The organism is Acinetobacter sp. UBA1496 (assembly GCF_002324975.1).
Taxonomy (GTDB): Bacteria; Pseudomonadota; Gammaproteobacteria; order Pseudomonadales; family Moraxellaceae; genus Acinetobacter; species Acinetobacter variabilis.
This window is the reverse complement of sequence record NZ_DCRI01000002.1, coordinates 42,018-53,676: the sequence shown is the minus strand read 5'-3', so window position 1 is coordinate 53,676 and position 11,659 is coordinate 42,018. Positions and strand designations below refer to the sequence as shown.

The 11,659-nt window shown below is 36.6% G+C and carries 9 protein-coding genes, 1 other RNA gene and 1 pseudogene (1 of these 11 running past the window's edge); 5 read left to right on the top strand and 6 right to left on the bottom strand.

All coding sequences use genetic code 11. The annotated features are described in order from the left end of the window. Together B3143_RS00350 and B3143_RS00345 are read right to left on the bottom strand one after the other, a co-directional pair. Positions 1–213, bottom strand: a pseudogene (locus tag B3143_RS00350) (IS3 family transposase); the annotation flags it as partial. A 972-nt stretch (positions 214–1,185) separates the two neighbouring features. Next, on the bottom strand, positions 1,186–2,970 hold the full coding sequence (locus B3143_RS00345) for a GmrSD restriction endonuclease domain-containing protein (RefSeq protein ID WP_286739103.1): 1,785 nt from the start codon (positions 2,968–2,970) through the stop codon (positions 1,186–1,188). On the opposite strand from B3143_RS00345, the gene B3143_RS00340 reads away from it, so the two are divergent. Further along, positions 2,965–3,666: an IS1 family transposase gene (locus B3143_RS00340; protein WP_004282344.1), complete on the top strand. Its 702-nt coding sequence runs from the start codon at positions 2,965–2,967 to the stop codon at positions 3,664–3,666. The genes B3143_RS00345 and B3143_RS00340 overlap by 6 nt on opposite strands. Here B3143_RS00340 and B3143_RS15220 read toward each other — a convergent pair. The 3 genes from B3143_RS15220 to B3143_RS00330 all read right to left on the bottom strand — a co-directional run bounded on the left by B3143_RS15220 (position 3,659) and on the right by B3143_RS00330 (position 7,141). Beyond that, positions 3,659–3,847: a DUF262 domain-containing protein gene (locus tag B3143_RS15220; protein ID WP_312321154.1), complete on the bottom strand. Its 189-nt coding sequence runs from the start codon at positions 3,845–3,847 to the stop codon at positions 3,659–3,661. The two genes, B3143_RS00340 and B3143_RS15220, sit on opposite strands and share 8 nt — an antisense overlap. A gap of 242 nt (positions 3,848–4,089) precedes the next feature. Further along, positions 4,090–6,642 (bottom strand): relaxase/mobilization nuclease domain-containing protein, encoded by a 2,553-nt coding sequence (locus B3143_RS00335; protein WP_286739099.1) that lies wholly within the window; start codon positions 6,640–6,642, stop codon positions 4,090–4,092. After that, positions 6,626–7,141 carry a plasmid mobilization relaxosome protein MobC gene (locus B3143_RS00330; protein ID WP_286739096.1) on the bottom strand — a complete coding sequence of 172 codons (516 nt, stop codon included), beginning with the start codon at positions 7,139–7,141 and terminating at the stop codon, positions 6,626–6,628. The genes B3143_RS00335 and B3143_RS00330 overlap by 17 nt, the downstream gene beginning before the upstream one ends. 809 nt (positions 7,142–7,950) lie before the next feature. On the opposite strand from B3143_RS00330, the gene B3143_RS00325 reads away from it, so the two are divergent. The 4 genes from B3143_RS00325 to B3143_RS00310 all read left to right on the top strand — a co-directional run bounded on the left by B3143_RS00325 (position 7,951) and on the right by B3143_RS00310 (position 11,471). Then, positions 7,951–8,304, top strand: a complete 354-nt coding sequence (locus tag B3143_RS00325; protein WP_286739094.1) for a hypothetical protein — start codon at positions 7,951–7,953, stop codon at positions 8,302–8,304. Between the two features lie 19 nt (positions 8,305–8,323). Continuing rightward, on the top strand, positions 8,324–9,070 hold the full coding sequence (locus B3143_RS00320) for a hypothetical protein (RefSeq protein WP_286739092.1): 747 nt from the start codon (positions 8,324–8,326) through the stop codon (positions 9,068–9,070). A 125-nt stretch (positions 9,071–9,195) separates the two neighbouring features. Next, complete coding sequence (locus tag B3143_RS00315; RefSeq protein WP_286739089.1) at positions 9,196–9,804, top strand: HAD family hydrolase; 609 nt, start codon at positions 9,196–9,198, stop codon at positions 9,802–9,804. Positions 9,805–10,301: 497 nt separating this feature from the next. After that, positions 10,302–11,471 (top strand): site-specific integrase, encoded by a 1,170-nt coding sequence (locus B3143_RS00310; RefSeq protein ID WP_286739088.1) that lies wholly within the window; start codon positions 10,302–10,304, stop codon positions 11,469–11,471. Between the two features lie 96 nt (positions 11,472–11,567). Here B3143_RS00310 and ssrA read toward each other — a convergent pair. Beyond that, positions 11,568–11,659: a transfer-messenger RNA gene (gene ssrA / locus B3143_RS00305) on the bottom strand (it continues 352 nt past the right edge of the window).

Below are 11,659 nucleotides of genomic sequence, written 5' to 3'. Positions count from 1 at the left end.
CATTTTTTCTTGATCAGATATCTGTTGTACTTTAATAGGATTGTGTTGATCTAAATGCTTTTGATACCAGGCACGAAGTGTTTCAGGAGTACAACCAATCTTAGGCGCAATTGCTGTGATTGCAGCCCAAGTAGAAGGATAATCTTTTTCAGATTCAATCAATAATTGAACCGCTCTTTCTCTGATTTCAGGGGTATATTTTAATTTTGTCATCGGGGTAGTCTCTCAGAATATTGACTCTCCGACAAACCCGGTACGGTTCAAACTAAAAGGTGTCTACAAAATCGGTGGCTATTCAGTTTATTTTCCTTAGGCTCATTGGAGCCAACCATGACTTTATGAATGTTTTTATCAAGTTGCTTTAAAAGTAAATGCAATCCAAAATCATTGTTATTAACATAAATTACTGGGTGCAGCTTACTTGCGAGGACCATAAAAACAAACTCAGAGTCTGTAGTAAAGGCAATATGCTTATGTTCGATGAACATATTTGCTGTAAGTATATGACCATCTCCCACTTTGAATTTAATATTCTTGCGGAGTTGATACCCTGGTTCAGTTAATTGATTCCATTTTTTCGCCAATCCATTAATAACAAACCCTGTAATTTGACTAATATCGTTCTTTTGACACAACGGTAAAGCTATACATCCTTCACAGTCATAATCTTGTAAATCAATGAATATATTGCTTTTTTCACGAACTACATATATTCCATTATTAGTATCTAAAAAATATGTTTTGAACTCCTCAGCTGACTTACATACGATCCTTGAACTGTTCTCACTATTATATGAGAAAAAGATGACATCATCTTCATCTAGTACTGTTCTGTACTGGTTATAACTATTTGGTTCTATAAAAAATTCATAGTTGAATATCTCAATTTTTTATTTGAAAGATAGATCATCTGACTGAGTGATCAATGAGTTAATCTATAAACCCATTATTTCAGAGATTTTTTTTCATGATTTGTTTGATGTGAATTCACAAAAAAAATTCTAAGAATTTATTAATACTGTTCACATAAAAAAGCCTGTATAACCAAGCTATACAGGCTTTCTTTAACTCACAATATCGCAATTTAATATATTATTAATCTGCTCTTCCAAACTACGCCCAGATTTATCTCTATTAACTCAAACATGCTATGGCTCAGTCTTTCTACTTATCCAATAGCATTGTTCATACCGCTTCTCCAACTTCTACATTTGGTACTATATTTTGCATAGTAGGTTTAATATCAAGAACGTTATAAAGTTGATCTTTCAGTAAGGCTTTTCTCTTTTCATTGAATGTTAAAAAATCTGAAAATGCTAAAGAAGCATCATTTGGATATAAGCCTGTTGATCTAATAGCCTCTTGATCAGCTTTAGACTGCTCTGCAAACCAATCCACTAAAGACTTATCATTTTTACCTGAGTTCCAACGAGCATTTAGCAACTGTAAATTTGGCAAACTATCTTTGAGATCAATTATTTTTTGATGTTGCTCTACTGGAATTCCTGCTTTCAACATTTCTGTTTTATTAAATTTAGATTTTGGATGAATATGATCTTGTGCAAAATTAACATCACGTAATCTAAAATCTGGATTCAGTAATACCAAGATGTTAAAGGTGATTGCACCATATTCTCTCGATAAAATATCATCAATAATATCATCAGTGACAAGCAGAGATTTACCCCCCGATAATTTGGTAGATTTTAAAACTTCAAAATCAAATTTAGAATGTTTTAGAACATAAAAATCCTGTTCAGTCTTTTCACGTAATGTTCTTCTCAGTTCTTGTAAAACAGACTCTTGAGAGTTACCAAATATTTGCTTCACATTGGCATGAACCAAGTATTTAATCATTTGCTTTTTACTGATGTCATCCACCTGACCACCTTTGTATACATAGTACACGATGGGCAACAGGGCATTTTGCGAAGGTAAATGTTCGCCTGAATATCCAAACTCATCCAAAATACGCACAGTTCGATCAATTGCTTTTTGAATATTTTCCCAACTGTTTTTGATTTTTTCTACATTTTCAGCTTTAAAGGAATTTACTTTATATTTCACGTCTAAATCTGTGAGATATAAGCATGCTCGCATAATAAATTCATTACCAAACTTGAAGCGTTGGCCTATGTCATTAATGTCTTTATTGAGCTTTTCAATTTTATCTCGACCATCTGACCACGTTGCAACCACAGTGGAAAACAATAAATCCGTTTTACTCAGTATCGTACCGCCACTGTTCACACGCACGAATATTTTGAGAATATTTTCTAAATCATTCTCATGTACCTGAAAGTAGCTAATCAATTTTTCATCATGAAGTCGTGTATGTAAGGTTTTCAAACCCAATAAAACTTGTTTCTGATGCTGTTCAAATGCTGCCAAAAATATTTTTTGGTCTTGGTATGTACTTTGTATTTGAGCTGCTAATGCCTGATAGTAAACGTTAATATCTTCATCATTGTCCCAATACAAAGACTCTCCAACCTTAAACCAATAACACGGCTTGATTTGATCCTCAATTTTACGTTCTAACTTTTGACTTTCTTTATCTGTCAAAAAGCTGAATGGATAATTTTCCGCTTCATTAAGTTTGATTTCACCCGACTCAGTCACATAAGGTAAATTTAATAAATCTAGATATAACCGTTTTTCAGGATAAGCATTAGGGTTGGACTTCCATGCATAGCTGTTTTTGGTTTTGTGAAATCCGTTAAAACCAATATACATTGAACTTAGTCGCTGTTGTCCATCAAGAACACCAATGATTTGGTCATGGCTGAAAGCCCCTTCTTTACGACGGTTGTAAGGAGTTCGTTCGTCATAGTCTTTTAAAAACTCATAGAACACATAGTCTTTTGCTACTTTGGCATCAAGCTCCCAAAATAGAAAAGCCCCGGGTGGTGTATCAAAAAGTATGCTAAAAAAAAGCAGGTTGAATTTTGATAAAATAGAGAAATGCAAATAACTCTAGAAATCAAATGTCCAACCTGCCTCAGTGACAGTATAAAGAAAAATGGCATCAAAGTAGATGGGAAACAAAACTACCAATGCAAAGACTGCAAACGTCAGTTTATTGGTGACCATGCTCTGAGCTATCTAGGATGTAATTCTGGCATTACTCGTAAAATATTACAGTTAATGGTCAGAGGCAGCGGTATACGAGATATCGCTGAAGTTGAGCGCATTAGTATCGGTAAAGTCTTACGGACTTTAACTGAATCGGCCTATCAAATTCAGCCTAAACAAAGTCATTATGAATCTCTCGAAGTAGATGAATTCTGGACTTTTGTTGGAAATAAAAATAATAAACAATGGCTTATTTACGCCTACCATCGAGAAACAGGTGAGATTGTTGCTTATGTTTGGGGTAAGAGAGATTTAGCTACAGTCCAAAGGTTGAAGACAAAGCTTAAACAATTAGGTATTCACTACACCCGAATTGCAAGTGATCATTGGGATAGTTTCATCACTGCTTTTAAAAACTGCAAGCAAAGTATTGGTAAGTTTTTTACTGTAGGAATTGAAGGTAATAATTGCAAAATAAGGCATCGAATAAGGCGTGGTTTTAGAAGAAGTTGTAATTTCTCCAAAAAGCTTGAAAACCATTTTAAAGCCTTCGACTTAACCTTCTTTTACATCAATAATGGCTTCATTTAATGTCAGCATACTTTTTAAAACACCACCAAGCCCCGATGGGATAACCACGCATAATGGAATCAAATAGGCGTTCAATTTGTTCTTTTTTCCAAACAAACTTACGTTGTAAAGCAGGCAAAAAGACTTTATTTTGCTCTATTTGTCGAGTCACTTCTCGAATTGATATCGTGCTATACCCCATAACTTCCCTAAAATATTTTTATGAATAAAGCGTACTTTATATCAACTGAGTTTTAATTGTTACAAGACCTTGCATCATACCCAATATAATTTTTTAAAAGTTTATTTTAGACTGCTACCACTCTCCATTACTCAAAATCTATATTCCTCGCAAGTTTTCAAAATTTTGTGAGTAAAATCTCTTACAAAATCGGTACCATTCAGTTCGTTTAATGAGGGTGATTTTTAACCTATTTAAAGATTCTAAAAATCAAAATCGGCATTCGAATTCTTTTCCTGTTTAGGCTTGAGTTCAGGTTCATAGCTGTGATGCGCAATTCTAGATGAAGCATCATCAGAACTTTGAAGCCTTGAAGACGTAACTGCTTTAATTCTTTCCTTAATTTCATCAAAGTTTGTGATGCACGAGAGATATGAAGCTCTTTCATTTTCTAAATGATCATATTTGTGTGATAAAATTAATTCACACTTCAAATATTTAAGCATCCTTTCATCATTCTTGATGATTTCTTCGATCCTTGCATAGTCACTACTGTCAATATTTCTTCTGGCTTCAGTCATGTAGGCGAGGATTTTTTCAGTTTTTTGCTCCGTGATCTCAATCAACCACAATGCTTTATTATCCTGATAAGCCTGTTGTTGCTGCGCTGACAACTCTTGGTAAGCTCGAACGTAACTAGGATAGTATCCATCAAATCGTAGTTGCCAATTTGTTGCTGGCTTTGGTTTGCACCTCATTTGAGCAACAATAGACTCTAGCTGCTCAAGTTGTTGATTAATTTCATCAATCTTTCTACAGTTCCCCCAAGCGTAGTGATCTGCTTGCGTTGCATCTCCAAATCTTCGTAAAAGTCGTTTGGTGGCTGAAATTGTAAGATTTTCGAGAGTGCTGCCTTGAGGTCCGTCTGCTGTTCGTTGATAGTCTGCCGAACAGGCTTCAATTCGATCCTCACTAAGTCTTGGATAGTTGTTTTTAAATCCAGTTGATTGAATGCTGTGGTTAAGTGCGTTTGTAATTGGACTCTCAAGTTTTCTTGAAATTCTCGCTGTAATTGCTCCGAAAACTCTCCTTGTTCGAGATGTGAAAGCTCTGCTTTCATTGCTGAAATCAAAGCGGTTTGAGCTTCTTTCTCTATATTCAATGTCTCGATTTTGTTCACTAAACGCTGCTCTACTTCCTTGTAGGTGATCAAAATATTTTTTAATGAACTGACCTGTTGGTTCAAGGTTTCGTTTTGTTCTACCAATAAGCTGTTTTGTTGTTGCAATAAGTTGGTTTGTTCTATCAAATACTGATCTATTTCGGTTTGCATGACTTACTTCCGTAGTGTGTTCAAATAGCTGATTTGAGCTGTAATCGCTTGTGAGTTTTGATGAATCATTTGTTGTTGTGCTTTTATGGTTTTGACGTTCATAGCTGTTTGATAAGCCATAAATAAAGCGATTAAAAGACTCAATAGTCCAATCACGATCGCCCCACCCAACACGTATGTCGCTTTTTGCGTATCCAGTTTTTCCGTAATCAACATTGCTATACTGTTTTCTATTGGCTTGCTTTGATTGGCAATCGCTTGCTGTATTTGGACTTGAATACTCTTTTGTAAACTGGGTTGGTCTAAGGATATCTTCTTTAATTGATTGTTTATTTTGGTCTGTAATTCTTGAATTGATATTGAAAATGAATCTATGCTCGATTGCACTTTTGAAATTTCCGCAATATTGATATTGGCAAGTTGCGATTGGAGTTGCTTTATTTGTGCTGTGTAGTCCGCTGTCAGTGTTTGTATGGCTTGGGGGGGTAAATTCCCTATCTCTTTCAACAATGAGTTGAGATGTGCCTCCAAGGATATTGTTGTCCCCTGTACTCGGTTCAAAAGCATAGTGCTTTCGATTATAGGCTGCTCGCTTTGCCCTATAAGTTTCTCGAAATTGATCAGCGTCTGAGAGAGCTGCTGCAAGCTCATTTGGAGTTTTTCGGCTTTTTGCTGCTGCTCGGAGACGCTCTGTATAAAGTCCAATTTCGAATTGTTCATGATAAAAATCACCTTTGAGTCTGTATTTTTTCCCGTCGATCATTTCAACTGTTAAAGAGTCTTTTCGTTGTTTAACCGATTTAACTCCTTCCAATTGAGAAATACATTGGACAATATCTGCCCTGTTTTTAATTGTTTGTGTCCTTAAGAGCGTTTTGATGTAATTATCAATTGTCTTGCGCAACTGCTTTGCTATAAGTGCTTTAAGGTCTTCGCTTAAAATGTATTTTTTTGCTTGAGCATTGATTTTGGCCACATGATTTGGCTCCTGTGTGGTTTGCATCAAAAGCAAATCATCTGGCCGTGACCACTGATATTTTGTATTGAAGTAATCTCTTAATGCATCGAAGTGTTTTTCATGCCCAGGGGGAGCAATATTGAGTGATTTCCCACTTTGAATGTCGAGCCGTGGTGCTAAAACATGAATGTGCTTTGAGCCATCCTCATCTGTGTGTAATACAGCAAATAGGTGATACTGTGATTGCTCCAACCCTGCAAATGCATGTTCCTCAAATTCTTTTAGAACTTCCTTAATCTGAACATCAGTTGGCTCATCATCTTTTGACCAAGCGATGACTCCACTCGTATATTTCCATAGGTGTGGACTCGCATGACAAAGAGCATTGAATGTGGTGGCATCACCACATAAAACCTGAACCCCTGCACGAACATTTCCACGATGGTCAAGTCGATCTAAAAGATATGCAGAAGCATGTGTAGCTGACCCTTTGCCATGCTCTAAAAATTTAATATGCACTTTCATCCTTCTCCGCTAATACGATTGAAGGTTGTGCCTGATCAACGCTTAAATTATCGAGTTGCTTACGAAGCCTATTCGGATTGTGTCTACTGATTTTTGGTAAAGTCGGAAATATTTGTTCTAACTCATTTTGAATACCCTTTAAGACCAACAACACATGAAAAATATCCAGCTTACGTTGGTCTCGTGGATCTGCATTTTTGATGATGTTTAAAGCACGGGCTATTTGATTCAAGTTATTCCCAATTTGAGATAAGGCCAGTAACAAATCAGGATCAGTGATTTGATAAAGTTTGACGATTTCAACTTCGGTTTTAATTTTAAGCCTTGGCTTCTTCTCCTCATCAATCATCCCTCGAACCGTAACAGCATCATGCATCACTTCTCGCTGAATCAAAGAATGAATAAAGTCAGTAAAGTTCGTACGTTCTTTTTCAATGTGCAGCTCCAACTGCTCTAGCTGCAATGGAGTAAGTCTAAAATTTTTGGTTTTACTTCTCATATACAATCACGCTAACTGTTCTTTGCTTTTTTTGCTTTTAAGTCAACGAAGTTGACTTGCCCATCTGTGATGGGCTGGGAGGTCTTAGGAGGGTTTCCCTCCTAACAAGCCCTGTACATAAAAATTCGAAGAATTTTGTATGTACAGGTAGGCTTGCTTATTTCCATCACGGAGTTTTATGACATTAGCAAAGAAAAAAAATACGGATCGGTTTTGGTGATGTTTTGGAATTTTTTCGCTAATTTTTATTTATTCTGAAAATTAAGTGCGGTACTCAATGATGATTTATCAATAAATTGATAACTGAATGGACTAATTCAAAACTCATGACAGTAACATGACTGATCTCACTCCATCACCCTCAGTTAAACTGATCTCACTGTGGTTTAAATTGAGCTGAATGATTCGCTCAGTTTGAACTACTCCATTGGATCAATTTGAGCTGTTCTTCTTTATAAATAAAATAAACAATAAAATAATTAAATATATCTAGAGCGTGACCATTTTTTGATTTTTCACATTTTTTATAAAAACTTCAATTCAAGGCCTTGACCTACCTAACATTGCGGGATAATCTTCTTCCAACACAGCAAAATCTGTGTTCAGGCGTGAGAACCTGTTACAATCTAGGTGCAATAAAATGTCGCACTTGCGGCTATTTTTTTGCCTACTGTTAAGCAGTCCTATGGTGGCTTAGCAGGGCAGCTTCGGCTGGCTGATCCTAGATTCAGTATTCTCACCCCTGTTAAGTTGCCTCCATTACCGTGAGAAGTAATGGGGATAATTAAATACTTATCTAGGAAACTGCTATGAATAATAAATTCAATGGTGCAAACCCTTGCACGCCAAAAAAACTTGCGAAACAACTTCTTGTTGAAAGCGCAAAACTTCTATCGCATACACAGCGCCAAGCCTTACTCGATATTTTCAAGACTCTAGACCAAGCTGAAAATAACACTCAAGGCAACACTCCACCCGATTTCGAACCGGAACAAACGCTTCAATTACACCAGCAAAATTCACATCATCAATATCACGATGAACTCAACCAAGAATATTGGTCTGGTCAGCATTATGAATCTTATAGTCAGGAGTATCCTGAAGATTGGCTACGCCGAACTCAGCAACGTCCGCACCCCAAATCGTCTAATACCACTTACTAAGCCTTAAGTGAGTATTCTCATGACTAAAAAAACAAAACTACTAGTCCAAGGCGACTACCCTCTTATTGCATCTCCTACGCTTGCCCAAGCGTATGGGGTGCCATCAGCGATCTTCCTTCAAAAGCTTCATTACTGCCTGCAAAGTGGTGAAGCTCAAGTAATTCAGCAACAGAAGTACTTTTATCACAGCTATGAGCAATGGGCTAAGACCTTAGGTACATACAGTCCCTCCACGATCAAACGTATAGTTTCCAAGCTAAAGAAAGTGGGCATTTTGGTGGTCAAAAAGCTATCTCAAAATAAATGGATTCAAACCAACTTTTATAGCATTAATTACCGAAAAATCAGCGAGCTATTGAAAGAATCTACTGAACCTGCAAATGCTGAAACTGAAGATCACAATCAGGCTGAATCTCCAACTCTGCCATTATCAAAGTTAATGAAAAAAGGGCTAACCGTTAGCGGAGTGTCTGCTTCTTCTCAACAAGCAAAGACCAAGTCTTGTCAGGCTGAAGGTGGGTTGCCACATCCATTAGAGCCCATGGCTCCACCATCTATTCTAGAAGCCATGTCATCTGAAAAGCGTGGCTTATATAACCAGCTTTTACAACTGAAGATAGACATCCATTATGACGATGCACGCCTGGATGAATGGCTGAAACAAAAAAAATATATCATCCGTAAAGCCGCTCATCTCAGAGACCAACTAGGACACTTAAAAATGCTTTGGCATTCACCTGAACAGATAGGTTTGAATTTAAGTTAATCAAATAAAGCAGGAAAGTTCAGTTCGCCCTCCTCTTTAAATGATTCTGACTTAAATTTTGATGAATAAAAGAGTTGATATAAAACGCTAGACCATATGCTTAAACTTTTAATGAGATAAGAATAGTGAGTAAACGACCTTATAAAGCAGTAGCCTTTGATGTTTTTGGAACGCTAATTGAAATTAAAAATAGTCAATCACCTTATAAAAAAATGATGAAATGGCTTAAACAACAAGGGCGAAAACCACAACCAAATGATGCTGCGATGATCATGTCGCTAGATGGCAATTTTGAGACAATCGCTTCTTATTTCGGTTATCAACTACCCGCTCCCTTGTTAGCTGAAATGAACAACGATCTTCAAAATGATTTAAAGCATATGCATGCTTTTGAAGATTCAATTCCAACGCTCATTGAACTTAAAAATCTAGGATACAAATTGGCGATCTGCTCCAATGCAGCGACACCTTATGGTGAACGAGCACAGCACCTACTTCCACCTTTAGATACTTATGTATGGAGCTTTCAGGTCGGTGCAAATAAGCCAGATTCTTTAATCTACCAACATTTTTTAACTCAAATGAACTGTCAACCAAATGAAGTTTTTTTCATTGGTGATACTCAAATTGCTGATGTAGATGGGCCGCAAAAATTAGGCATGTCTGCAAAAATAATTGATCGTAAAAATGGTGAGAGTCTTTTAGATGTGCTCCAACCCTTGTTAAAAAAATAAATTATAAATCATTTTTCGAGCTGATTTTTAAGATACCAAATCTGGTACTTAACTCATGATATTGAGGATTTAAGTACCAAATTTTGTACCTAACAAATGGGATTAAATCATTAATTCAGTAAGCATAAATATGATTTTTTTATTTCATAATTTTTTTGAATAACCATTTTTTTGAAGTTTTAAACGAAACGAGTTTTTAAAAAATGTCATGTGCTAAGTTTTCCACATGACGATTTGTGACTAGGGAAATTTATGCCTAGCCGTGAATAATTTTTAGATCAGCTCAATTGGCTAAGTAATTTTATGCAAAACGAAATTTTAGATGTTCTTTTAGAACTAGGGCTTACAGCTATCGATTGGGTAGATGCTTCAGTGTTCTCAAAGCTTACAGGCATTGAAGAACAAAAACTGACACATCGGCGAAAAAATTGGCCACAAGATTTAGTTTGGACAAAACAAGATGGAAATATTTACTACTCACTTAGAGGTTATAACCAATGGTTGACAGAACAAACTCAAAAACGTTACCAACCGGCGTTAGAATTAGGGAGAATGCACTCGAAATCAACTTCACCTCTAAAAAGCAGCGCTACTACATTACACTCCCACACCCGCCGACTGCGGAAGGTATCCGTACAGCCGCTAAAATTAGAAGTGACCTCATAAATAAAGCCAAATGGGGGATTTTAACTGAGAATGATATAGCACAAGCAAAAGGCCTTGATGTTACAGAAACTGAATCAATGGATGGTCAGCAAGTCTTATTTCAAGATGTTGCACAAAAATTTTTAAAGTTTTCGATTGCCAATAAAGATTCAAAAAATGGCTATCGCAAAATTTTAGAATGTCATTGGATGCCTTATTTTGCATTAACACCAATAGCCAATATCACGACTGAAGATATTGAGGAAGTCATTATCGATCGTGATTTTCAAACAGCGAAAACATTTAATAATTGCGCCACGCCTTTACGTGGAGTTTTCGAGTTGGCTGTTAAGCATAATCAGATTTCTGTAAACCCTATGAATAAAATTAAGAATCGTAAGGTTCAGGTGGAAACACCTGACCCCTTCACACGTAAGGAGATGGAAGCCTTACTAGCTTGGCTCGACAAAAGCTTACATGATGAGGACAAATTTTATCGGTGGTATTTTGAGTTTGCCTTCTGGACAGGCTGTAGACCTTCCGAAATGATTGCTCTTAGAGAAAGTGATATTGACTGGTTCAACGGTACATTCAAGGTCAGCAAAAGCCGTGTACGTGGTTTAGAAAAAAAGGTGACAAAAACACATACATCTCGAGAAGTATATCTGAATGAACGATCAACTCTGGCTTTGAAAGCTTTGCTACAATTTAAAAAGGATCAAGGCTACAAAACAGATTATGTAATGCTATGCCCCAAGACTAAAGAACCATTCTTTAATGAAAAACCACCTAGGGAGCGTCTTGTAGAAGCAATGAAAACGTGTTCTATACGTCACCGCCCTGCATACAATGCAAGGCATACTTATGCGACGATGTTGCTCATGGATGGCGTCAATCCAATGTTTGTAGCCGATCAACTTGGACATAGCCTACAAATGCTGATCAAACGCTATACAAAATGGTTGCATGGGGATAAAAATAAGCAAGAAATTGCGAAACTTAGCGTAGCACGTACAGCCTAAACTTTGAAATCAAAAGCTCTTGGAATGAAAAATGTGGCAAATATGTGGCAATAAAAAAGCCACTTAATATAAGTGGCTGATTTATAACAAGAATTTTGGTGGAGATGGCGGGAGTTGAACCCGCGTCCGCCAACACTACGCTCGAGAATACTACATGCTTAGATATCGTCTATTGTTTTAACACCAAG

What these genes read in the sequence shown, in the direction of transcription:
- B3143_RS00320 (WP_286739092.1), top strand. Translation starts at nt 8,324, where the DNA reads ATGACTAAAAAAACAAAACTACTAGTCCAAGGCGACTACCCTCTTATT.
- B3143_RS00330 (WP_286739096.1), bottom strand. Translation starts at nt 7,141, where the DNA reads ATGAGAAGTAAAACCAAAAATTTTAGACTTACTCCATTGCAGCTAGAG.
- B3143_RS00310 (WP_286739088.1), top strand. Translation starts at nt 10,302, where the DNA reads ATGGTTGACAGAACAAACTCAAAAACGTTACCAACCGGCGTTAGAATT.
- B3143_RS00340 (WP_004282344.1), top strand. Translation starts at nt 2,965, where the DNA reads ATGCAAATAACTCTAGAAATCAAATGTCCAACCTGCCTCAGTGACAGT.
- B3143_RS15220 (WP_312321154.1), bottom strand. Translation starts at nt 3,847, where the DNA reads ATGGGGTATAGCACGATATCAATTCGAGAAGTGACTCGACAAATAGAG.
- B3143_RS00325 (WP_286739094.1), top strand. Translation starts at nt 7,951, where the DNA reads ATGAATAATAAATTCAATGGTGCAAACCCTTGCACGCCAAAAAAACTT.
- B3143_RS00335 (WP_286739099.1), bottom strand. Translation starts at nt 6,642, where the DNA reads ATGAAAGTGCATATTAAATTTTTAGAGCATGGCAAAGGGTCAGCTACA.